The sequence below is a fragment of the Paenarthrobacter nicotinovorans genome, assembly GCF_007670255.1.
In the GTDB taxonomy this organism is placed as follows: Bacteria; Actinomycetota; Actinomycetes; order Actinomycetales; family Micrococcaceae; genus Arthrobacter; species Arthrobacter nicotinovorans_B.
Window position 1 is genome coordinate 123,312 of sequence record NZ_SZVS01000007.1, and the last position, 23,123, is coordinate 146,434.

At 64.6% G+C, this 23,123-nt stretch carries 20 protein-coding genes, 1 tRNA gene and 1 riboswitch; of the genes, 10 read left to right on the top strand and 11 right to left on the bottom strand.

The window, feature by feature from the left end; translation table 11 throughout:
* Positions 1–65 precede the first annotated feature (65 nt).
* Positions 66–1,502, bottom strand: coding sequence for an amino acid permease (locus FDP28_RS12550; RefSeq protein ID WP_144661775.1), 1,437 nt, complete (start codon positions 1,500–1,502; stop codon positions 66–68).
* A gap of 259 nt (positions 1,503–1,761) precedes the next feature.
* Between FDP28_RS12550 and FDP28_RS12555 the strand changes: the two genes are divergently transcribed.
* A complete protein-coding gene (locus FDP28_RS12555) occupies positions 1,762–3,807 on the top strand; it encodes an ALF repeat-containing protein (protein ID WP_144661776.1) in 2,046 nt (681 codons plus the stop codon).
* Positions 3,808–3,963: 156 nt separating this feature from the next.
* Positions 3,964–4,773 carry an IclR family transcriptional regulator gene (locus FDP28_RS12560; protein ID WP_144661777.1) on the top strand — a complete coding sequence of 270 codons (810 nt, stop codon included), beginning with the start codon at positions 3,964–3,966 and terminating at the stop codon, positions 4,771–4,773.
* A gap of 38 nt (positions 4,774–4,811) precedes the next feature.
* Here FDP28_RS12560 and FDP28_RS12565 read toward each other — a convergent pair whose 3' ends face one another.
* Positions 4,812–5,255 carry an SRPBCC family protein gene (locus tag FDP28_RS12565; protein ID WP_144661778.1) on the bottom strand — a complete coding sequence of 148 codons (444 nt, stop codon included), beginning with the start codon at positions 5,253–5,255 and terminating at the stop codon, positions 4,812–4,814.
* A gap of 163 nt (positions 5,256–5,418) precedes the next feature.
* On the opposite strand from FDP28_RS12565, the gene FDP28_RS12570 reads away from it, so the two are divergent.
* The 3 genes from FDP28_RS12570 to FDP28_RS12580 all read left to right on the top strand — a co-directional run bounded on the left by FDP28_RS12570 (position 5,419) and on the right by FDP28_RS12580 (position 9,188).
* Entirely contained in the window at positions 5,419–7,149 is a 1,731-nt protein-coding gene (locus FDP28_RS12570) for a urocanate hydratase (protein ID WP_144661779.1), read from the top strand.
* A complete protein-coding gene (gene hutH / locus FDP28_RS12575) occupies positions 7,150–8,742 on the top strand; it encodes a histidine ammonia-lyase (protein WP_144661780.1) in 1,593 nt (530 codons plus the stop codon).
* Between the two features lie 197 nt (positions 8,743–8,939).
* Positions 8,940–9,188 carry a hypothetical protein gene (locus FDP28_RS12580; RefSeq protein WP_144661781.1) on the top strand — a complete coding sequence of 83 codons (249 nt, stop codon included), beginning with the start codon at positions 8,940–8,942 and terminating at the stop codon, positions 9,186–9,188.
* An 89-nt stretch (positions 9,189–9,277) separates the two neighbouring features.
* Here FDP28_RS12580 and FDP28_RS12585 read toward each other — a convergent pair whose 3' ends face one another.
* The 5 genes from FDP28_RS12585 to FDP28_RS12605 all read right to left on the bottom strand — a co-directional run bounded on the left by FDP28_RS12585 (position 9,278) and on the right by FDP28_RS12605 (position 12,865).
* The gene (locus FDP28_RS12585; RefSeq protein WP_144661782.1) at positions 9,278–9,499 is read right to left on the bottom strand and encodes a hypothetical protein; all 222 of its coding nucleotides are present in this window, start codon (positions 9,497–9,499) and stop codon (positions 9,278–9,280) included.
* 218 nt (positions 9,500–9,717) lie between these two features.
* Positions 9,718–9,788, bottom strand: a tRNA-Cys gene (locus FDP28_RS12590).
* Between the two features lie 64 nt (positions 9,789–9,852).
* On the bottom strand, positions 9,853–10,332 hold the full coding sequence (locus FDP28_RS12595) for a hypothetical protein (RefSeq protein WP_144661783.1): 480 nt from the start codon (positions 10,330–10,332) through the stop codon (positions 9,853–9,855).
* A gap of 52 nt (positions 10,333–10,384) precedes the next feature.
* A complete protein-coding gene (gene hutG, locus FDP28_RS12600) occupies positions 10,385–11,335 on the bottom strand; it encodes a formimidoylglutamase (protein WP_144661784.1) in 951 nt (316 codons plus the stop codon).
* 87 nt (positions 11,336–11,422) lie between these two features.
* The gene (locus FDP28_RS12605) at positions 11,423–12,865 is read right to left on the bottom strand and encodes an NCS2 family permease (RefSeq protein WP_144661785.1); all 1,443 of its coding nucleotides are present in this window, start codon (positions 12,863–12,865) and stop codon (positions 11,423–11,425) included.
* 114 nt (positions 12,866–12,979) lie between these two features.
* On the opposite strand from FDP28_RS12605, the gene FDP28_RS12610 reads away from it, so the two are divergent.
* Both FDP28_RS12610 and FDP28_RS12615 read left to right on the top strand, forming a co-directional pair.
* A complete protein-coding gene (locus FDP28_RS12610; RefSeq protein WP_144661786.1) occupies positions 12,980–13,612 on the top strand; it encodes a copper resistance CopC family protein in 633 nt (210 codons plus the stop codon).
* 174 nt (positions 13,613–13,786) lie between these two features.
* A riboswitch (cyclic di-AMP (ydaO/yuaA leader) is annotated at positions 13,787–13,951 on the top strand.
* A 3-nt stretch (positions 13,952–13,954) separates the two neighbouring features.
* The gene (locus FDP28_RS12615; RefSeq protein ID WP_144661787.1) at positions 13,955–14,740 is read left to right on the top strand and encodes an NlpC/P60 family protein; all 786 of its coding nucleotides are present in this window, start codon (positions 13,955–13,957) and stop codon (positions 14,738–14,740) included.
* 113 nt (positions 14,741–14,853) lie between these two features.
* Here the strand turns inward: FDP28_RS12615 and FDP28_RS12620 are convergent, their stop codons facing one another.
* On the bottom strand, positions 14,854–15,534 hold the full coding sequence (locus tag FDP28_RS12620; RefSeq protein ID WP_144661788.1) for an FAD-dependent monooxygenase: 681 nt from the start codon (positions 15,532–15,534) through the stop codon (positions 14,854–14,856).
* 416 nt (positions 15,535–15,950) lie between these two features.
* Between FDP28_RS12620 and FDP28_RS12625 the strand changes: the two genes are divergently transcribed.
* Positions 15,951–16,988: a universal stress protein gene (locus tag FDP28_RS12625; protein ID WP_144661789.1), complete on the top strand. Its 1,038-nt coding sequence runs from the start codon at positions 15,951–15,953 to the stop codon at positions 16,986–16,988.
* A gap of 50 nt (positions 16,989–17,038) precedes the next feature.
* Positions 17,039–19,690 (top strand): PEP/pyruvate-binding domain-containing protein, encoded by a 2,652-nt coding sequence (locus FDP28_RS12630; protein WP_144661889.1) that lies wholly within the window; start codon positions 17,039–17,041, stop codon positions 19,688–19,690.
* On the opposite strand, the gene FDP28_RS12635 is transcribed toward FDP28_RS12630, so the two are convergent.
* Positions 19,687–20,607 (bottom strand): cation diffusion facilitator family transporter, encoded by a 921-nt coding sequence (locus FDP28_RS12635; RefSeq protein WP_144661790.1) that lies wholly within the window; start codon positions 20,605–20,607, stop codon positions 19,687–19,689. The genes FDP28_RS12630 and FDP28_RS12635 overlap by 4 nt on opposite strands.
* Before the next feature lie 10 nt (positions 20,608–20,617).
* Positions 20,618–21,079 (bottom strand): metallopeptidase family protein, encoded by a 462-nt coding sequence (locus FDP28_RS12640; protein ID WP_144661791.1) that lies wholly within the window; start codon positions 21,077–21,079, stop codon positions 20,618–20,620.
* A gap of 92 nt (positions 21,080–21,171) precedes the next feature.
* Here FDP28_RS12640 and FDP28_RS12645 point away from each other — a divergent pair, with 92 nt between their 5' ends.
* The gene (locus FDP28_RS12645) at positions 21,172–22,095 is read left to right on the top strand and encodes a PfkB family carbohydrate kinase (protein ID WP_144661792.1); all 924 of its coding nucleotides are present in this window, start codon (positions 21,172–21,174) and stop codon (positions 22,093–22,095) included.
* 40 nt (positions 22,096–22,135) lie between these two features.
* Here FDP28_RS12645 and FDP28_RS12650 read toward each other — a convergent pair whose 3' ends face one another.
* Positions 22,136–23,077, bottom strand: coding sequence for a DMT family transporter (locus FDP28_RS12650; RefSeq protein ID WP_144661793.1), 942 nt, complete (start codon positions 23,075–23,077; stop codon positions 22,136–22,138).
* Positions 23,078–23,123: the final 46 nt, after the last annotated feature.

Genomic DNA, 23,123 nt, shown 5'->3' on the forward strand with positions numbered 1-23,123 from the left:
AGGTGACAGTTAATGACAATGTTCGGCGCTCGGATTGTCATTAACTGCCAACTCGGCGGGGCTGATCAGGCCGTTTCGTCGACCAACTCGGCCCGGCGCAGCCCGTCACCGCGGACCCACAGCTTGTAGGCCACAAACAGGAGCGCCAGCCAGGCCCCGCCCACATACAGGGCGATGCGTGTGTCCTCGAAAACGCCGAGGATCACGATCACCATCGCCATGAATGCCATGGTGAGGATGGACGCCGTCGGCCACAGCGGTGAACCGAATTCCGACGCCGGCAGGCCCTTGCGCTTGATCTCCCGCTTCATGGCAACGTGCGAGGCGAGGATCATCACCCACACCCACACGGTGGCGAAGGTGGCAATGGAAGCGATGACCACGAAGACGTCTTCGGGAATCACTGCGTTCAGCACGACGCCCACCAGCAAAATGCCGCCCATCATCACCACGGTCATCCACGGGACGCCATGGCGGGAGATCTTGCCAAAGCTCTTTGGCGCGTGCCCCTGCTGCGCCAGGCCAAACAGGATGCGGCCGGCACCGAAGATGTCGCTGTTGATGGCGGACAACGCTGCCGTGATCACCACTGCGTTGAGAATGTGCGGTGCTGCCGGAATTCCCAGGCCATCGAAGATCTGCACGAACGGACTGCCGTTGCTGCCGATTTCATTCCACGGGAAGATGCTCATCAGCACGCCCAGGGTCAGTACGTAGAACAGCAGCACGCGAACGGGCACAGTATTAACAGCCTGCGGAATGACCTTCTTGGGATCGGCAGCTTCGCCTGCGGTGATGCCAATCGTTTCGATGCCGCCAAAGGCAAACATCACGACGGCGAACGCGGCCAAGAGCCCCTCGAAACCGTTAGGGAACAGACCGCCGTGGTTCACAAGGTTCCCCAGCCCCGGTGCCACGCCGCCGCCGTCGGCCGTTTGGAAACCGAACACGACGATCGCTGCACCGCCGACGATCATGGCGATAATCGCCACCACTTTGATCAGCGAGAACCAGAACTCAAGCTCGCCGAACACCTTCACGCTGAGCAGGTTCATGGCCCCCAGGAACAGGATGATCGCGAGCACCCAGATCCATCTGTCCACCTGCGGGAACCAGAAGCCCATGTAGATGCTGAAAGCAGTGACGTCGGCGATTGCCACGATTGCCATCTCGAAGACATACGTCCACCCGGTCACAAAACCGGCGAAAGGGCCGAGGTAGCGGCTGGCGTACTGCCCGAAGGAGCCGGAAACGGGGTGCCGCACTGCCATTTCGCCGAGTGCGCGCATCACCATGAAGACGGCGGCGCCGCCGATGATGTAGGCGAGGAGAACGGCCGGGCCGGCTTTTTGGATGGCCGACGCGGAGCCGTAGAAGAGGCCCGTGCCGATCGCTGATCCGAGTGCCATGAAGCGGATGTGTCGGACGTTGAGGCCCCGGCTAAGTGCCGTACCTGCGGCTTGGAGGACAGAGCTCTCCTCAGCCAGCTTGGTTTGTTGCATGGTAAAACCTTCTCGTCTTTGGGAGGGGATCGCTATCCAGCAGATCACTTTTGGCGGCTCTGTGATCGGACTCACGGGTGTTTGGTGTCTTTGATCGCAGACACTCCGGAGCGCTGCCAGTTACACGGTGGTAAAAGTCATAGTTCCCGGTCGGATAGGATGACCGCGGACAGGACTTCAACACGGTCAGGCATCCCTCGCACTCGCGTCGCCCCCAATTGAACTCTGTGCTGACTCGCATCTGTTATCTGGGGGACTCATGATTTCCGTAATCCGCGCTACCCGACGCCGTTGGGCCGCTGCCGTTGTTGCCGTCGTGGCCGGGGCTTCCTTGCTTTTCGCTGCTCCTGCCCAGGCCTATGAAATACCGACATTCGAGGTCCCGAACGCGTCCCAGGCGCCCGTGCCGTTTGTGGAGCGGGTGAGTGACGCCGCCGGTGTCGTTGAACTGTGGAAGACCGGCGGTCCCGCGACACGCACCGCCGCAGCTGCAGCCCTGGTGGGTGGCGCTGATGCGATCCAGGCATTTCTCGACGGCGGACAGGACGTCGCGCTGGCGGCTGACCGGAAGCAGTTGGTCACCGAGCTGACGACGCGGGGGAGCGAGCATGTACGGGAGAGCGCGGTCCGGGTACTGGCTACCAATGACCCAGCTGCGATCGCGAGCTTCCTCTCAAATGGCTGGGCAAAGTCCTGGGATCTCGATCTGCGCATCACTGCTACGAGGTTCCTTAACTACTCGGGTCCCATCCGGACGGGTGCATCCAAGAGCTTGGATCAAGGCAGCGAAGCCGTGGAGCGGTACGTTCTTTCAGGCTGGCTGGACGCCGCTGAGATAAGCGACCGCCAAACCGCGTTCCAGCTTTTTGACTCACCTTCTGCCGGCGTTCGCGCTGCGGCCAAGGCGGCCGTGATCACCGATGACCGGGACGTAGTCGCTGATTTCCTTCGCTACGGCCAGTTCGTGGCAGCGGCTCAGGATGCTGAGTCGGCGACTGTTGCGGCTCTCCTCGATGGGGTCAAGGCAGATATCAGCTCGAACCCCAACGGAACGGCTGCTGTGGCAGAACGTGCGAACGCCGCGGTCGAGAAGGCGCGGAGCGCTGCCGCAGCCGCAAGGACCGCGCACGGCTCACGGCTTGCATCAGACCGGGACTTCCTCTCATCCCAAGCCACGAAGGGGCAGGTTGCAGACAATGCCCAGGAGTCATCTGAGGAGGATGCGAAGACTGCCTTTGCCAAGGCCGCCCAGGAGATCCCGGGTCTCCTGAGCAGACTTGAAGCACCCGGAGCTGACCTTGATGCTTTGATCGACGATGCCCGCCAAGCCACTCTTGATCTTTCGCTGGTGGGGACGCCAGCGGTCCGGACCGCCGCTGAAGCGGCTCTCGGGACCGGGGATGCCGCAATCAAGGAATTCATCGTAAGCGGTCACCGCGCAGCCAGAGAGCTCAACAGCCGTGAATTCGTCGCAGACCGGCAGCGTGCCTATCAGCTTCTGGCAGTCGGCGGGGAGTTTGTGGAGAAGGCCGCCACGCGTGCGCTCGAATCGCTCAGTCACGCTGACGTTCGGTATTTCCTGGAATATGGTTTCGATCAGGCTCGGAACCTGGACAACCGCATCCAGACGACATTTGCATTGGAATCAACGCCCGAGGTCCGCGCGGCCGCGAGCGTGGCCCTCGATGGCAGCCGCGCAGACCGTGAGGGCTTCATCTCGGAAGGTCGGGCCGCAGCCGCTGACCGGGACGCCGCGACCGCAACCCACGTTGCATCCATCGACGCCATGATCACCGAGCTCGCCGCTCTGGCGAATCAGGCAACGGTCGACGCCGGCAAGGCGGCAGACGCTGCAAAGGCGGCCGAAGCTGCCGCGGAAGCTGCCCGTCAGGCCGAGGCCGCCCGCCAAGCCGAAGCAGCGCGACAGGCTACCGGAGCGGGGAACTCCCCGTTTGCAGCCGGAAACGTCGACGCATCGCAGGGATTTGCAACGGGAGCAGCCCCGATCGTCGTTCCGTGGCCGCGCGACTCTTCCGCCGCCGTCGTACTGGGTGAAACGGGAGCCGCACCCGCGGCCGCATCAACGCCGTCGGCAGCCCCGAGCATTTCCGTGCCCCCGGCAGCATCCGCGGCCCAGGGTTCCACGTCGGTGGATTCACAGTCACAGGAAGCGGCTGCTCCCTTGGCTGCGTCCTCTCCGGGCATGAATTGGTGGACCATCGGGCTGATTGTGGTGCTGGTCCTGGCGGCGGCCGGAGCCATCACCCTCCTGCTGAGGCGTAAGGGCGCGGCGGGGAAGGGCTAGCCACAGCCACCGCTGAGCGCACCGCCGTCCGTACGGGATCCCAGACACCGATCCCCGCCAACCCGCTGGTGTTCCCTCCCTAAAAGGTGCACGCTTGAGTACGGGATACCGGACAGCTCCTGCGGTAGCCCTTCAGGACCACAGCAGCGAGGAACAATGACCACCACGCCAACCGCGCCCGGCAAAGCCACGTCCAAAGTCCCGGCTGCCGAAAATACCCTGCGCATCCTGAAGCTGTTGGCTTCGCGGCGGGGGCCGATGGCGGCGTCGAACATTGCCACTGCGTTGGGCCTGCCGCGGTCCAGTGTCTACCACCTGCTCGGCGTGATGGAGGCCAACGGCTTCGTCCTGCACCTCCACGAGGAACAGCGCTACGGCCTGGGCATCAGCGCCTTCGAACTCAGCTCCGCGTACTCGCGCCAGGAGCCGCTGTCCCGCTTGGGCCGGCCCATGCTGGCTTCGCTCGTCGACGTGATCGGCGAGAGCGCACACTTGGCGGTGCTCCACGGCCGGGACGTCCTCTACATTGTGGAGGAACGCGCCAAGAACCGCCCAAGTCTGGTGACCGACGTCGGCGTCCGCCTTCCCAGCCACCTCACCGCCAGCGGCCGCGCCATCCTCGCCGCCCTGCCCAAATCGCAGGTCCGTGCGCTGTACCCCAACGCTGCCGCCTTCACCTCACGCAACGAGGTCGAATTTCCCATCATGAAGTACTCGGCCCTGTCGTCCCACCTCGACCAGGTGCGGCAGCGCGGTTACGCCACCGAAAACGGCGAAATTACGCCTGGATTCGGCTCCATCGCAGTGCCCGTGACGGATCACGTTGGATGGCCGACGGCGGCAGTCGCCGTCACCTTCCTGGAGGACAAAGTGCCTGCTGAGCAGTGGCCGGTACTGGCCGCGCGCATCAGGAAGGCTGCGGACGAACTTTCCGTCCGGATCCACGGGCGTCCGACGGCGGGCTGACGCGGCTCGCGGTCTTGGCGCGCCCTGCGTGTCGTCCGCTAATTGCCGTCGGCCTGCGGTGAATCGCGCTCAACCATCGCGCGGAAGGTTTCCAGCTCGCCCCGGAAACTGCCCCGGTACGATCCCGTGGCAAACAGCCTGCCGACCACCGTGGCCACCAAACCCCGCGTCTCGAACACCTGCTGGATGCGGGTTCCACCGCCTTCGGGTGTGAACGTGACATCCGATTCCCCTTTGAGGATCGCGTTGCCGAACTTCGTCCGGATATGCCGTGGCCGTTCCGCTGCGATGACTTCCGTGGGGCTCGCCATCCGGCCAAACCACACCGTATAGCTGCTCCCGGCCTGGTCGGTGGAACCGACGCGATCCGTCACCCGGGTGACGCCGCCGATCCACTCGGTGAACCGGCCCGGGTCGGTCCAGGCCTCGAAAACCCGCTCCGGTGGCGCTGCGACGAACGTGGACACTCGATACGTTGCCATGGGTCCAGCATGCGCGTGATGGCGTCCGAAAGCGAGACCCTGCGCATGTCTGTAATACCGGACAGCACCCGTCCAAAAGGCATTCCAGGCAACTGTCGAACAGGCTCTACTGGATACAGAAGATCTTTCACCCAGACACTTTTCGAGAGATGAAGGAGCCATCATGGCACCCGCCGATTTCACTACTGGAGCCCGCCCGGTCAAAGCCGCCCGTGGTACTGAGCTTTCTGCCAAGTCGTGGCAGACCGAAGCGCCGTTGCGTATGTTGATGAACAATTTGGATCCTGAGGTTGCCGAGCGTCCGGATGACTTGGTGGTGTACGGCGGCACGGGCCGCGCAGTGCGGTCGTGGGATGCGTTTGATGCGATCACCCGGACGTTGGAGTCCATGGAGAAGGACGAGACCCTCCTGGTGCAGTCGGGGAAGCCGGTGGGTGTGTTCCGCACGAATGAGTGGGCGCCGCGGGTGTTGCTGGCGAACTCGAATCTGGTGGGGGACTGGGCGACGTGGCCTGAGTTCCGCCGCTTGGAGGCTGAGGGCCTGACGATGTATGGGCAGATGACGGCTGGTTCGTGGATTTACATCGGCACGCAGGGCATTCTGCAGGGCACGTACGAAACCTTTGCCGCTGTCGGGCGCAAGCTTGCTGCTGAGGGCCGTCACCCGGCGCCCGCGGCGGAGGGCTCGGAGGAGGGTTCCCTGGCCGGGACCCTGACCCTGACCGGTGGGTGCGGTGGCATGGGCGGGGCCCAGCCGCTGGCGGTGACCTTGAATGATGGTGCGTGCCTGATCGTGGATGTGGACGAGACCCGGCTGCGCCGCCGTGCCGGGAAGCGTTACCTGGACGAGGTCGAAACGGACCTGGACACCGCGATCGCGAAGGTGAACAAGGCCAAGGCTGAGCGTCGCGGCTGGTCGGTGGGGTATGTGGGTAACGCCGCCGAGGTGTTCCCGGAGCTCCTCCGCCGCCACAAGGCAGGGGAGTTGACCATTGATGTGGTCACGGACCAGACCTCCGCCCACGACCCCCTGTCCTACCTGCCCGAAGGCATCACCGTCGCTGAGTGGCACACCGAAGCCGAAGCCGATCCGGAAGGCTTCACGAAGAAAGCCCAGGCTTCCATGGCCCGCCACGTACAGGCGATGGTGGAGTTCCAGGACGCCGGGGCCGAGGTGTTCGATTACGGCAACTCGATCCGGGATGAGGCCCGCAAGGGCGGCTATGACCGGGCGTTCGAGTTCCCCGGCTTCGTCCCGGCGTATATCCGTCCCCTGTTCTGTGAGGGTCTGGGCCCGTTCCGCTGGGTCGCCCTCTCGGGGGACCCGGAAGACATCCGTGTGACGGATGAGGCGATCAAGGAGTTGTTCCCGGAGAACAAGCACCTGCACAAGTGGTTGGATGCCGCCGCGGAGCGGGTCGAGTTCGAAGGCCTGCCGGCGCGTATTTGCTGGCTCGGCTACGGCGAACGCCACAAGGCCGGCCTGCTCTTCAACAAGCTCGTGGCCGAGGGCAAGGTCAAGGCCCCGATCGTGATCGGCCGTGACCACCTGGACTCCGGTTCCGTCGCGTCCCCGTACCGGGAGACCGAGGCCATGAAGGACGGCTCGGACGCTATCGCTGACTGGCCGCTGCTGAACGCCCTCACCGCAGCGTCGTCCGGGGCCACCTGGGTGTCGATCCACCACGGTGGCGGGGTCGGGATCGGCCGGTCCATCCACACCGGCCAGGTCTCCGTCGCCGACGGCACCGAACTCGCCGCAGCGAAACTGACCGCACTGCTGACCAACGACCCCGGCATGGGCGTCATCCGCCACGCCGACGCCGGCTACGAACGCGCCATCGACGTCGCCCACGAACGCGGCGTCCGCATCCCCATGAACGAAGGCAAGTAAATGACTCTGACAACACACGAACCGCTGACCGTCACCCTCGGCTCCAGCGGCGTGACCCCGGAAGACGTCGTCGCCGTCGCACGCCACGACGCCAAGGTGACCATCTCCCAGGACGCCCTGGACACCGTTGCCAAGGTCCGCGCCCACATCGACGGCCTGGCTACCAGCGAGGTTCCGGCGTACGGCATTTCAACGGGTTTCGGTGCCCTGGCCAACCGCCACATCCCGAACGAACTCCGCACCCAGCTGCAGAAGTCACTGATCCGCAGCCACGCGGCAGGCATGGGTCCGGCCGTGGAACGCGAAGTCATCCGCGGCATCATGTTCCTCCGTGCCAAGACTCTGGCCTCCGGCCGCACGGGCGTCCGGCCCGTGGTCCTGCAGACCATGGTGGATGTCCTCAACGCCGGCATCACCCCGGTGGTCCGCGAGTTCGGCTCGCTCGGCTGCTCCGGCGACCTCGCTCCGTTGTCCCACTGCGCGCTGGTCCTCATGGGTGAGGGTGAGGCAACAGGGCCCGACGGCGAACTGTACGGGGCCGCAGGCAAGGCACCTGTTGCTGAGCTGCTCGCGCAGCACGGCATTGAACCCGTGACCCTGGCTGAGAAGGAAGGCCTGGCGCTCGTCAACGGCACCGAGGGCATGCTCGGCATGCTGCTCATGGCCATCGCGGACCTGCGCATGCTGCTGGCGACCGCCGATGTCACCGCCGCGCTCAGCGTGGAGGCCCTCCTCGGCACGGACCAGGTGTTCCTGCCCGAGCTGCACGCTGCACTGCGTCCGCACCCGGGCCAGGCCGCCAGCGCCGACAACATGCTGCGCGTGCTGTCCAACTCGCCGATTGTCGCATCCCACCGGATCAACGACACGAAGGTCCAGGACGCCTACTCCCTGCGCTGCGCACCCCAGGTTGCCGGTGCCGTCCGCGACACCGTTGACCACGCAGCCCTGGTCGCTTCCCGCGAACTGGCCGCAGCCATCGACAACCCGGTGGTCCTGCCCGACGGCCGCGTCACCTCCAATGGCAACTTCCACGGCGCCCCCGTCGCGTATGTGCTGGACTTCCTGGCCATCGCGGTCGCCGACCTCAGCTCCATTGCCGAGCGTCGTACGGACCGCATGCTGGATCCTGCCCGCTCGCACGGACTTCCGGCGTTCCTGGCTGCCGATCCGGGCGTGGACTCGGGCCTCATGATCGCCCAGTACACCCAGGCCGGCCTGGTCTCGGACAACAAGCGCCTCGCGGTTCCGGCGTCGGTGGACTCGATCCCGAGCTCCGCCATGCAGGAAGACCACGTGTCCATGGGCTGGCACGCGGCCCGGAAGCTGCGCAAGGCCGTTGAGAACCTGCGGCGCGTGCTCGCCGTCGAGCTTGTCACCAGCGCCCGCGCGATCGACATGCGCACGCAGCTGTCCGACGGCGAACTCACCCCGGGTCCTGCCGGCGCGGCGGTGCTTGAGGTGCTTCGTGAAGTGGTCCAGGGGCCGGGGACGGACCGGTTCCTGTCGCCCGAACTCGAAGCGGCTGACCGCTTGGTCGGCTCCGGTGCGGTCCGCGCGGCCGCCGAATCCGCCGTCGGGATTTTGGCCTGACGTCGAATAAGTGCCTCATTTGAGGCGAAAATTTGTCACGCCCCGGTCTTTGTACGCAACGCAGGCACCGGGGCGTGGCAAATGTAGTAGAACTTATGGTGTACGTCACGTCCACGCCGAAGATGTCGTGGGCTTGACGGTCAACCGTCCACAACTCAATACACAACAGAGAACATCCACAAAGGGGTAGAAGTTCAATGAAGGCACGCGGAGCAGTCCTGTCCAGTCGAAACGCTCACTCGGCAACGGTTTCGGATTGGAAGATGCTGAAAGTCGGCGACACGGTGGAAGTGGTCAAGTACGCCCACGTCATCGCAGCCGGTCGGGTCGAGGAAGTCTCCGGCAGCGGGAACGTGGTGTGGCTTGAGCATTCCGGCCCGGGTGTCACCGAAGAGGGCAAGGAACTGTTCATGAAGTCCGACGGCGTGGTTCTCCGCCGCGCCTAGGTGTGGCTTAAACAGAAACCGGGGCCCGTTCCCTTCCGCAGGTAGTAGTGGCGGAAGGGAACGGGCCCCGGTTTTTGTCGCTGCCGTGATCAGGCAGCGAGTGCTTCGTGGGTCTGACCGAAGGGAACGGATTCGTCCAGCGCCACGGTGTAGGTGCCGGGTTCGTGCCTGGTCACCAGAATGCCGCAGTTGGCGTCTGCCGCTGCGTTCTTGATCAGTGCATCCACGGCTTGCTCGAGTCCGTCGTGGATTTCGTCCGCCCGGGAAAAGGACAGACGGATTTCGCGTTCTGCAGTCATTGCAGGGGTCATGGGGGGCCTCCTATTACTTGCCGCATGCGAGGGCGACCCATCAATCATAGTCGGTGAAGGCCGAATATTTGTAAGATGACTGGCAAGGGAGTGACCTGTGTCTCAGGCGCACCGAGTTGGCATTTAATGCCAATGTTTGGACAAAACACTGTCATTAAGTGCCAACTCGGCGGGGGGCAGGCCGGGAGACACGGCGATGACCGAGGCGAGCCCAGCAGACGTGGTGGCGGGATTCGAACCCGCGTCCGCTGCTTTGCAGGCAGCTCCCTGGCCTCTCGGGCACACCACGTGCAAACGACACTAGGCGCCCCGCAGCGGCAGGTTCAACGTTGGTTTCCCGAGCTTTCTCCGCGCTACGCGGTGTTGCTTTTGGTTGCGGCTGGTGACGCATGACGGGCCACCGACGCGCGCCGGGCCAGCGCGGACACGCCTGCGGCCGCAATGAGGGTCAGGATGGCTGCCGCCGTGTGCGTGTAGAGCATGATGTGTGGCGACCCCCCGTTCGAGGCCCCCACTCCCGTCAGATCACCCGGAGCCTGCCCGGCGCCGTGGAGGTGCTCAAACCATCCATTGCCGGGGAAGTATCCTCCGAAGGCGGTAAAGCCTAAGTGCAAGAGCTGCTGGGCCACGCCGGAGATGAGCAGCAGGATCAAGGGCCCATGCACCCAGCGCGCCAGGAGTTCCGCCGCCAGGCAACACAACGCGGCGAGTCCGAGGAGCACAGGGAAGGCAGGCGAACTGCCGCCTGCCGCCATGTGGGCCGCCAGGCCCAGTCCAACCGCGATCAGCCCGGATACCCAAGCCCACTTCTCCTGCACAGGAACTGAGCGCATCGCCATCCTTTCCTCCACACAGGCTAAGCGGAGGATGGCGCCAGCAACAGGCCTACGCGAGCAAAGTGTTGACCAACCGGGCCGCAACTTTGGCGGTCCGGGAATCGATGTCGAATGACGGGTTCAACTCAGCCACGTCCAGATGCAGCAGCTTTCCGCTGGCTGCAACCTGGCGGCACACTGCGCTGATGACGGGCAGTGGCACGCCATACGCCGCAGGCGCGCTGACTCCCGGAGCCACCGAAGCCGGCATCACATCAAGGTCAATGGTCAGATAAAGCACATCGATGCCGCCCAGGAAGTCCGCAACGAATGCCTCGACGGCTTCGGAGGAGCAGTCCTCGTCCAGCAGGTACTTCACGCCGAGGCGGTGCGCGGTGTCGAAGAGCGTGGGCGTGTTGTTCGGCTGCGAAATTCCGACGACGGCGTACTGCAGCTCGCGCCCGGCGGCAGCTTCCGCCTGGGCCATCTGAAGGAACGGCGTGCCCGAACTCGGTACCGGCTCGTCCCTCAGGTCAAAGTGGGCATCCAGGTTCAGAACACCGAGTCGCTGGCCACTTTGCACGGCCCCCGATCCCGCCACCCCCAGGTAGCTGGCAAACGCGGTCTCGTGCCCGCCGCCCAGCACCACGGTGAGATTACCGGCGTCGAGCAATTCCGAAATGGCGCGGCCGGCACGCTCCTGTCCCGCTTCCAGTGAGTCGTCCTCCACAACTACGTCACCGGCGTCGAACACGTCACGGTCGAGGTGGTAGGCCAGCGGGCCAAGCGCCGAGCGGATGGCGGCCGGAGCCGCGGCGGCCCCCACGCGTCCTTTGTTGCGGAGGACGCCGGCGTCGCTGCAGAAGCCAAGCACGACGGCGGGACGCGAGGCTGCGTCGGCAGCTTCGGGCGTGTGCGGGGTGATGGCCTGCCACCAGCGGCGATGTTCCGCGCCGTCGCCGTCGAAACGGCCGGTCCACGGAGTAGGGCTGACATCTACGGTGATGTGGCTGGTTTGCATACTTAAAGCACACCGGACCCGGACTGCTTAAAACAGCAGTTCCGGGTCCGGAGTGTCTGAAATACCGGAATGCCAACCGGCGCAGGGCTATTTGACGCCCAACAACTCCTCCACAGTTCCAATGCCGAAGAACAGCAGGAACGCCGCAGCCACAGCCCACATCAGGGGGTGGACTTCGCGGGCACGGCCCTGGAAAGTGCGGATGAGGACGAAGGAGATGAAGCCAGCGCCCAGGCCGTTGGCGATGGAGTAGGTGAACGGCATCAGGGCAATGGTCAGGAACGCGGGAATGCCGACGCCCCAGTCCTGCCAATCGATCTTGCCCACCTGGGACACCATCATGAAGCCCACAACCACCAGTGCGGGAGCTACGGCTTCAAAGGGCACCAGGTTAATCAGCGGCGTGAAGAACATGGCAATGAGGAAGAGAACGCCGGTGACGATCGAGGCGAGCCCGGTCCGTGCGCCTTCACCGATGCCCGCGCCGGACTCCACGAAGATCTGGTTGGAGGAAACCGATGCTCCACCGCCGACAATCGCGCCGAGGGCATCCACCTGAAGTACCCGGTCAACATTGGGAATGTTGCCGTCCTTGTCCACGGTCCCGGCCTCGTTTGCCAAGCCGACCATGGTGCCCATGGCGTCAAAGAAGATGCTGAGCAGGATCACGAAGGCCAGCAGCGCGGCGGCGATGAAGCCCAGGTGTTGGAAGGCTCCGAACGGGTTTGCCTTGCCGATCAGGGAAAGGTCCGGAGCTCCCCATTCGGACAGGGTGGGCGCCACGAGGGACCAGCCGCGGGGATTGACGTTCTTGCCGTCGAAGCTGGGCCCGATGTGAAGGGTGAACTCGAGGATGGCGGCCAGCGCCGTGGAGACGACAATGCCGATCAGGATCGCGCCACGGACCTTGCGGACCACCAGGGCGATGGTCAGGATCAAACCGACGGCGAACACCAGCGTGGGCCAGCCCATGAGTTTGCCGTCAACGCCCAGGCCCAACGGAACGGTGGTGCCCGCGGCGTCCGGGATGCGGCGGACGAAGCCTGCGTTCACAAGGCCGATCAGGGCGATGAACAGGCCGATGCCCACCACGATCGCGGTCTTGAGGGCCTCGGGCACTGCCTTGAACACGGCGGTACGGAACCCTGTGAGGACCAGGATCAGCATGGTGACGCCCGAGAGGACCACCAGGCCCATCATGTCCGGCCAGGTCAGCTGGGGATGCGAGGCGACGGTGACCGCTACGAAGGCGTTGACACCCAACCCGGTGGCCACGGCGAAGGGGTGCTTGGCCCAGGCGCCCATGAGGATGGTCAGGATGCCGGCAACGAACGCCGTGGTGGCCGCCACCGCGGTGAAGCCCAGGGACGCGCCGCTGGAATCGGCGCCCGAGAGGATCAGCGGGTTCAGCACAACGATGTAGCTCATGGCGAAGAATGTCGCGAAACCGCCGCGGATTTCCCTTGAGTACGTGGATCCACGTTCGGAAATCTTGAAGTAGCGGTCCACTGCAGAACCTTGTTTAAGCATGAAGGTCTCCGGGTTTTGGGGGGAGTGTGCTATCAAATCCTATGCCGTGGAATGTGGGGGCTGCGGACCATTCCCCTAGTCTGTAAGGAAGCCAACACTAGGAGAAACCGCCCCATGCGTACCATCCGTCCGCTTCTGGCCGCCGTCGTCGCCGCCTTTGCCTTCGCCTCTGCCCTGCTGTTTTCCGCGGCACCGGCGTCCGCGCACGACGTCGCGGAATCCACGGCGCCGGCGAACGGTGCCACCGTGGCTGAAGTACCGGCGTCGGTCTCCATTACGTTCAACAACCGGCCCCTGGCCATCGGCTCGGGCGTCACCGTAACCACCGGCGGCGAAAACTGGGCCGACGGACCCGTGGAAATCATCGACAGCCAAGCTGTGCAGAAACTGCGTCCGGGTGCGCCTGCGGGGGAGTACACGGTCGTTTGGCGTGTCGTCAGCTCCGATTCGCACCCGATCGAGGGGACCTTCAAGTTCACGGCCACCGCGGGAAGCACGACGGCGGCGAGCGGCACGGCGGCTGCCTCACCGTCCGGATCGGCGACGTCGGCCACGGTCCCGTCGGTGGGTTCGGCACCTCCTGGAACGGGGAGCAGCGCACCTGCGGCGGACGCGTCCCAGCCGTTCCCGTGGAGCATCGTGGTGATCGCAGCAGTGGCAGTTGGGCTCGTGATCTTCCTCGCTGTGACAGCACGGAAGAAACTGGCTGCTTCCGATGACCCGGAAGGCCCCGCATCCGCGGAATGACGGGCTTTTCTACATAGCTGCGAATATCTCGGTTCGGTCACTGCGACACGCCAAAGCAACGGTTCCCGTTACTTAAATGTGACTTCGCCGCGATCATCGCGTACGGTGGTACCTGTGCCTGTTCCACGTAGCAGGCACTTCCGGCCTGATTGCCTAGCTCTGCCGCAGTCCGGAATCCGTTCGCAGACAAACCTACGGCAGAGACGGGGAACCCAATTTGGGCCGCTTACGAGCGTGCCTTGGGGTGAAGTCACGAAGCTTCCGCTCAGCGGGAGATAGTGGCCGGGTGACTCCCATCCGAATCCGACAGCTAACCTCGCAGGCATCGGGAGAGGCTCTTTCATGTCTTCACGCATTCTTCGCGGCCGTCGTAAGGCGGACAGCGTACGTCCTAATCCGTTCATCTCCATCTCCAAGGCCGTTGCCAGCAACGCTTCAGGCGCTGGCCGCCAGGCAGCCGTTATCGCAGCAGCTTCCGGACTCGTTCTGACCGGCTCCGTAGCTGCCCACGCAGCCGAGGCTCCGGCCCAGCGCGACTCCAGCCCCGCCACGGTCGCCGAGACCGCTTCCGAGGCTCCCACCAAGGTTGTCACCGCCCTTTCGACGGCGACCATCAACTTTGAGCGTCCCGCAGTTGCTTCCGTTGCAGCCCCGGTCATCGAAAAGCCGGCTCCGGTCGTTGAGGCACCTGCCCCCAAGACCGCTACCGTCGCTGCTGCTGCGGCTCCTGTTGCCGCCCAGGCCGCAGTTGCTGCTCCCGCCGCTGTCGCTCCTGCTGCCGCTCCGGTGGCTGCTGCTCCTGCAGCCGGTGGCGTCAACGCTGCCATGGTTGCCTCGGCTTACGCCCAGATCGGCATCATGCAGGACTGCACCGCCATGGTTGAGCGGGCCCTCGGCTCCGCCGGCATCCCTGTTGGCGACCTGGCACCCATGCAGTTCCTGAACTACGGCAAGGTTGTCAGCGACCCCCAGCCCGGCGACATGATCGTCCAGTCCGGCCACGTTGCCATCTACATCGGCAACGGCCAGGCCATCAGCGGTGGCATCAACGGCAACCAGACGGGCATCCACCCGATCAGCTGGCTGACCGCGACGGGTCCCATCACCTACGTACGCGCTGGCGCATAAGCCTCACGCTTCAACGCAAAGGCCGGTGTCTTCCGAAGATTGATTCTTCGAAAGACACCGGCCTTTGGGCTTTAAGTATCGGTTTTGCAGCGCCAGCGCCAGCGCCTGCGCAGCTAGGCGATGGCGATTCCCGGGCCGCCGGGCAGCGCAACCTTTGAAGAGATTGCCTGGCCTACTGCCTTGGCTTGGCGAAGTACTTCCTTGGGCGTGGGCGTGATGAGTTCTCCCACGCCCACCAGGTGCATCCCCAGAGCACGCATGGCGGCTACGAGGTTCTGTCCCACGGCGATTCCCAGTTCGGCCAGCATCCGCCGCAGTTGACTCTGCGCGCAACGCGTCACCACCACATGGTCTGCCAGGAGGATTCCATTGGCTGTGTGGACTGCCCATTGGCGGGGTGCTGATTCAAGGGGACCTGAAGCACCGAGTCCGTTCCGGGTCATGCTCGCCGCCAGTCCGTAGCCGATGTGCTGGGATGCGTCTGCGCCCAGGAAATCGAGGCGCACGGCCCTCGTCGTGTTGCGGACGTCCAGATGGTGGCTGGCCGCGTAGTTACGCAGGTGGCGGAGGATTTCATTGCGTTCCTGGATGGAGGCGGGATCGGTCACCTCGCAGCGTTGCAACATACCCGTATGGACGGCGGGGCCGGTGGCCGACAAGGCGCCGAAGCCATCCACCACGATGGACCCCACGCCGTAGCGGCTAAGTTCACTGGCAACTGCCAAGCCGGACAGGCCGGCACCTATGACCACGGTGGTAGTGCGTTCCGTGCCGGAATCAGGCGCGTGTGACACTGCTTGGTTCCTCCTTGACGTGTGTGCCTTCCGGCAGCGCGTGGGATCGCGTCCGAGTTCCCCAAGCGGCCGCAAACAAATGGCCGGATTGTGTTGTTGGACACGTTGGCCGGCCATTCGGTGACTCGAACATTACCTAACTTTTTCGGCCGTGGATAGCCCGCCGCGGTGGCGTGTTTTGAGTGTTCGTTGGGAGCCTGGGATCGGCCCCCTAAACCGAGCCCCGACCGTTATACACATAGCGTCAACCCACCTTGATTCGACCCTTCGGACCGAGAATAGTGGGCATTGGAGGGAGAAATTTCGCATTAATCCAGCCCCGGCCATTGACAATGGAGCCATCTGGGAATCCGATTCGGAGAACCTCTGGCAGAATGGCCGGAACATCAAGCAGTAGGTGGAGAGGCGGGCCCCAAATGGACCAGCACGGCAGACACAGTGAAGAGCCACAGGACGGCGAGGGCCTGACGGTAGCGCCGGGCGGAATCGTCGTTGGAGTGGACGGTTCAGAACACGGGCAGTGTGCCTTGGTGTGGGCCGCACGCGAGGCAGAACGCAGGCAGCTTCCACTGCACATCGTCACTGCCTACTCGGTGCCCATCTTTGCCGCCTCGGGGCTGGACGGCGGTTACGCTACCGTGGACGACTCGGTCATACGCGAAGGTGCGGAAGCCATTGTCCGGCAGGCAATGGATAAGGTAGCCAAGTACTCCATCGACGTCGATGCTTCCGTCGAAAACGGCGACGCCGCCGGCGTGCTGCTGGATCTCTCAGCGGATGCCGCACTCCTGGTTTTCGGCAGCCGCGGACGCGGTGGTTTCGTTGGCCGCTTGCTGGGATCGGTGAGCAGCGCACTGCCTGCCCACGCCAAGTGCCCCACAGTTACTGTCCCCCTCTACTGCGCCGACCGGCTGGGAGAGAATACCGAGGACAAACACATCAAGGCCGAGCACGCCAAGGCCGGTCCCCGTGTCGTGGAAAACGTCATCGCCGTGGGCGTGGACGGCTCCGAACAAGCGCGTGTTGCTGTCCTCGAAGCCGCCGAACAGGCACAGCGCATGGGAGCCAAGCTCCGCGTTATTTGTGCCGTCCCCCAGTACAGCGGTTCGTTGGCCTGGGTGCCCGCCCCCTTGGACCGGGACGCCCTGTTTGCAGATATCAAGGTCCAGCTTGAAGCAGGCGTCGCGTGGCTGAGGAGCCATTTCCCGCAGCTGCCCATCGAAACGGACCTCAGGGACGGCTCGCCCGTAGACGTCCTTGTGGAAGCAAGCCGCAGCGTGGAGTTGGTGGTGTTGGGTACACGCGGACGCGGTGGGTTTGCGGGCATGCTCCTCGGCTCTACCTCCGACGGCGTCCTTCACCATGCCAAGGGACCGGTGCTGGTAGTTCCGGACCGTGAGGATCCCCGGTTGGCGGACCGCGACAAGTTTGGCCCGATGCTCGGCGCGGCATAGGAAACGGGCCGTCGGTGTTCACGCTGGACCTCAGGGATATTCGTGGACCCATGCTCCCCGACGTGGGTGGCAAGGCAGCCAATCTGGGGGAGTTGGCAAGTGCCGGCCTGCCCGTGCCGCCGGGCTTTTGCCTGACCACAGAGGCCTATCGCCGGGCTCTCTCCGCCAGCGGCCTCGATGAAGTCTGCGAGGCTCTGAAGTCCACCAGCACGGCCGACCTCCCGGGGTTGAACCTGCTCGCAGGACGGGCCCGTTCACTGGTGCTCGAGGCAGGGCTGCCATCCGATGTCGCTGCCGCGGTGCGGTCGGCCTACCAAGGGCTGGGGAACGAAGCCCCCGTGGCCGTCAGGTCATCGGCCACCGCCGAAGACCTGCCCTTCGCCAGTTTCGCCGGTCAACAGGACACCTACCTGAACGTCGTGGGCGTGGATTCGGTTCTCGACGCCGTGGGCCGCTGCTGGGCTTCCCTCTGGACTGACCGCGCAGTGACTTACCGGGCCACCAACGGCATCGACCATGCATCAGCGGCCTTGGCTGTCGTCGTCCAGGTGATGGTGGATTCCGTCGCGGCGGGCGTAATGTTCACAGCCAATCCGGTGACGGGCAAGAGGTCCGAGGCCGTGATCGATGCCAGCCCGGGTTTGGGGGAGGCAGTGGTGTCCGGGGCCGTGAACCCGGACCAGTACGTTGTGGACCTGACCAACAGCGCCATTTTGAAACGTACAGTCGGCGACAGGGAGGTGGAGATCCGTTCGGTCCCGGGAGGCGGGACTGAGCGGAGGGAAAGGGCCCGCGCGGAAACGGGCATTCAACCTTGCCTCAGTGATCGGCAGATCCGCGAGCTGGCGGGGCTGGGCCGCTTGGTGGAGGAACACTACGGAGCCCCGCAGGATACCGAGTGGGCCCTCGATGCCGACGGGAAACTGTGGTTGACCCAGGCACGGCCCATCACCACCTTGTACCCCCTGACAACCCGCACCCCTCCCGTGCCCGGTGTCCATGCCTTCCTGAATTTCAGCCTCGCTCAAGGGCTCACCCGGCCACTGACACCCATGGGCCTGGCCGGAATCCGTCTCATAGCTTCGTGTGTTGCCGGAACCGCGGGCTTTGCCGTCCCGGATCCGCGGTCTGGCCCACCCCCCTATTACGAGGCAGGCCAGCGCATTTTCTTCGATCTGACGTCGGTGTTGCGGAGCCGGGTCGGGCGGACGATTGTGGCCCGGGTCTTTGATGTCATGGAAGCCCGGTCCGCAAAACTGATGCGGGGCTTGTTCGAAGACCCACGCTTTTCAGTAACCATCAAGACTCCGCTGAAACTCATCCGCCACGTTGCACCCGTGGCGGCCAAGTACCGTGTTCCGGAATCGATTTTTCGGGGTCTGTTCCGTCCGGATGCTGCAATGCGAAGGGTGGAGCGACTCGACTCAGACCTGCGGAAGGCGCTGGCCGTCCCCGCCCAGGCCACAGCACATCAACGGATCGCGCACGTGCAGAGAATTCTCGGACGGGAACTCTTTGCCACAGTGCCCCAGCTCTTGCCGCTTCCCCTTCTCGGCTTTGCGCTGCTGGCATTGGTGGGACGGATGCTGGGCGAGCGGGCCTCCTACGATGAACTTCAGACCGTGATCCGTGGCCTGCCGAACAATGTCACCACTGAGATGGACCTGGCGCTGTGGCAGCTTGCCTCGCAGATCCGGGAAGATCCCGACGCCGTCGCCTCCATGCTGGGACAAACGGCGGAAGCCTTGGCCGGCCAGTACAGGGACGGCGAGCTGCCTGTCGTCGCCCAATCCGGCCTGGAAGCGTTCCTTCACACATACGGTCACCGTGCCGTGGCTGAGATCGATCTTGGCATGCCCCGGTGGCGCGATGATCCAACCCATATCCTCGGAGTCCTGGCCAACTATCTGAGGCTCCAGCCCGGTGCCGGCGTCCCCGACGGGCAGTTCCGGAAGGCAGCAGCGGACGCCGAGCAGCAAGTGGCAAAGTTCGTGGCGCGGGCCCGGACAATCAGCCCGCTTCACGCGTGGGTGGCGCGCTTAGCCCTGGACCGTACACGGAGATTTGCCGGCTTACGGGAGTCGCCCAAATACAACTTGGTCCTTGGGCTGGCCGCCGCGCGGGAGCAGTTGCTGCTGGTCGGAAACGAATTGGCCGCATCGCAGCGGATCGAACGGCCCGAGGATATTTTCTTCCTGGACTTGGACGCGGTGGAAAACGCCTTGGCCGGCGAGGACTTGCGCGGCGCAGCAGCTGAACACAGGGCTGCCTACGAACAAGAACTTCGCCGGAGGCACATACCCCGGATGCTCTTGTCCGACGGCACGGAACCCGAGGCGACAGCCACAGCCGCGGCCAACGCGGGTCAGCGCCCGGGCACTTTGTCCGGCAGTCCGGCGTCGTCGGGTCTCATCACCGCGCCTGCGCGGGTGGTCATGGATCCTGTAGGAGCCCATCTGGAACCGGGGGAGATCCTCGTTGCGCCGTCCACGGACCCGGGCTGGACGCCGCTGTTCCTCACAGCCGGAGGCCTGGTCATGGAGATGGGAGGACCCAACTCGCATGGCGCCGTGGTGGCCCGTGAATATGGCATCCCTGCGGTGGTGGGCGTCGCGGACGCGACCACGAGACTACGGACCGGCCAGCTCATCACCGTGGACGGCGGGGCGGGGACGGTCACTGCGGAAGGGGAAACCGCTTAGGCGTGTTGGTGGGATTCGTGCTCGGAATGGCTGACGGGCTCCAACTGGAATGTGCAGTGCTCGGTGTCGAAGTGGCGGCCAAGGCAGGATCCCAACTGGTCCAGGATGCTGTCGGCTCCCGTGGCGTTCAGGACATCGTCCTCAACCACCACATGGGCTGAGAACACAGGTACGCCGGAGGTGATGGTCCAGATGTGGATGTCGTGGGCTTCCACCACACCGTCAACGGCCATGATGTGTTCGCGGATCATGTTCACATCCACGCCCTTGGGAGTTGCCTCAAGGAGCACGTCCACTACGTCGCGGAGCAGGTGCCATGCGCGCGGAATGATCATCAGGGCGATCAGGACGGAAGCGATGGGGTCGGCAGCGGAGAAGCCGGTGGTCATGATCACGACGGCGGCCACAATGACGGCGATGGAGCCCAGAAGGTCGCCCAGGACCTCAAGGTAGGCGCCGCGGACGTTGAGGCTCTCTTTTTGCGCTCCTTGGAGGATCAGCAGGGAAACCAGGTTGGCGACAGCGCCCAGGATGGCGGCCCACAGCATCACGTCGGTATGGATCTCGGTGGTTTCGCCGAATCGCCTAATTGCCTCGATCATGATCACGACGGCGATCACAAGGAGGATCAGCGCGTTGGCCAAGGCAGCGAGCACTTCCGCGCGCTGGTAGCCGTACGTCCGCTGGTCACTGGCCGGCCGGGTGGCGATCCATGCCGCCATCAGCGCTATGAAGACGCCTGCGGCGTCGGAAAGCATATGTCCGGCGTCCGCCAGCAGTGCGAGGGAGCCGGAGACGACGGCGCCAATCACCTGGATGCCCACCACGCCCAAGGTGATGCACAGGACAGCGATCAGGCGTTTCCGGTGCTTGCCGGTTGCAGTGACGCCATGCGAGTGGTTGTGATCATGCCCCATGGTTAAAAGGCTAGCCCCAGCCGAGCTCGTGCAGGCGGTCGTCGTCTATCCCGAAGTGGTGCGCGATCTCGTGGACAACGGTGATGGCCACCTCGTCTATGACCTCTTGGCGGCTGGTGCAGATATTCAGGATGGGCTGGCGGAAGATCGTGATCCGATCCGGCAGCGACCCTGCATCCCACCACGAGTCGCGCTCCGTCAGCGGCACGCCCTCATAGAGACCCAGCAGCACGGTGGCCGGGTCCTCACCTGGCTGGGGCGTGTAATCGTCCTCAATGAAGATGGCCACGTTGTCCATGGCGCGGGCGGCCTTCGCGGGAATCAGCTGCAAGGCATCACTGACAGCTTCCTCGAAATCCTCGGGCGACATCTCGAATGGCGGCCGGTGCGCGGCGCTTCGGTCCGGCAACGGCGAAAACGGGCGCTCGCCGTCGGGAATTATGGGAAGTCCGGGAGGAAGATTCGCGGGCATGACTCGACTTTAGTCTGCTGTGGCAGTATTGGGGCCCTGTCTGTGATGAGGGATACTGAACTCAGTCCCTTCCGCATAGACACAGGAACCGCATGACTTCCACCGCTTCCCCCATGTCTGAACCCCTCGACGTCGTCGTGGTGGGTGAGGCGCTGATCGATATCGTGCAGTCGCCCGACGGGCAGGCCGAGTACCCCGGCGGATCGCCCACCAACGTTGCCTATGGCTTGGGTCGGCTGGACGTGAAAGCCGGCTTGCTGACGGCTATCGGCAGGGACCAGCGCGGAGACGCCATCGCCGCGCACCTGCAGAGCGCCGGCGTGGTGCTGCTGCCCGGGTCCCAGTCGATGGGGAAGACCGCGACGGCGACAGCCCGTATAGCTGCCGACGGCTCGGCCGCCTATACCTTCGACATTGAGTGGGCGCTGGCTCCACTTGCCCTGCCGTATGCGCCGAGGATTCTGCACACAGGGTCCATCGCGACGTTCCTGGAACCAGGGGCGGGGTCGGTCCGGAGCTTGCTGGAACAGGCGCAGGGCGGGTGCATGGTCACCTACGATCCCAACATCCGCACTGATCTGCTGGGCAGCCACCACGAGGCACTCACCACGTTCGAAGAGATTGTTCCACTGACCGACGTTGTCAGGATGAGTGCCTCGGATGCGCACTGGCTCTATCCGGGCAAGGCGCTGGAAGACATCGCGAGCCATCTTCTGACGCTGGGCACCACCTTGGCAGTGATGACCGAGGGTGCCAAGGGTTCGTTGATGGCAACCCGCCACATACAGATCCGGGTCCGCGCCGTGCCGTCCACCGTGGCCGACACCATTGGTGCCGGTGATTCCTACATGTCAGCACTGATCATGGGGTTGTTGCTCCGAGGCAGTGACGGACTCGCGCCTACCGTGCTCGAACGCATCGGCAACATTGCGTCGATGGCTGCGGCCATTACCGTAGGGCGTCGGGGAGCCAACCCTCCCACGCACCGGGAACTCTTGGCAGAGATGGCCCGCTAGCTGTTGCCGCGCCGGGCTGGCGGCGGACCGATGCGCCCCGTCAGCGCGAGCGGCGCCGGGTCAGCCCGACGCCCACCAGGCACACCACGCCACCGATCAATCCCCAGATGGTGGGAACTTCCTGGAGGACAGCCCACGAAATCAGGATGGTCGTGCCCGGAACCAGGTATGTGGTGGCTGCCAGCTTGCCGGCCGAGATGAGCGAGAGCGCATAGGCCCACGTGGTGAAGGCGATGGCCGTGGGGAAAACGCCCAGGTACACCAGGCCGAGCGTGGCCGGAAGCGGCGCAGCTTGGACCTCGGCCACCAGCTGGCCCGCCCAAGGCAGGCAGCACAACGCACCAATCATGATGCCGAACCAGGTTGCCTGGCCTGCGGAGAACTTGCGGAGCACGGGTTTCTGCAGGATCGCGCTCACGGAGGCGAGCACAGCGGCCAGGAGGCACAACAACACCCCGGCGACATCCGCCGTCGAACGCTGTCCCGAACCCAAGGCGATCATCGCGACACCGCAGAAGGCCACTGCGCTGCCGATCAACAGCCAGCGGGGAAAGCCCTCCTTGAGTACGACGCCGGCGAGGATGGCGATGAGGATGGGCGAGACGTTGATCAGCATGGCGCTGGTGCCGGCGTCGAGCATGTGTTCGGCGGCGTTCAGGGCCACGTTGTAGCCGCCGAACCACATCACCCCGTAAGCCACGATGGGCAGCCACTCCCGCCCGCGCGGCCAGACTTTCAGGGTCGGCAGGACGACGATGCCAAGCACGACGGCGGCAACCGCCAACCGTCCCAGGGTCAAGGACCCGGGGGAGAAGCTTGGGCCGACCGCCCGGATGCCGACGAAGGCCGAAGCCCAGAGCACGACCGTGACTACGACCGCTGCGATGCCGGCTTTGCTGATGGCTGCTCCTGGCGCGGGGGTGGTGCGCGGAGGCAAGCCCGGGGACGGTTGGCTGGGTTCGGCCGGGGAAGTGGTTGTCATGAGCCAAATCTATCCGGGCATCGCCTTGGCAGGCTGGCGGTTTTCG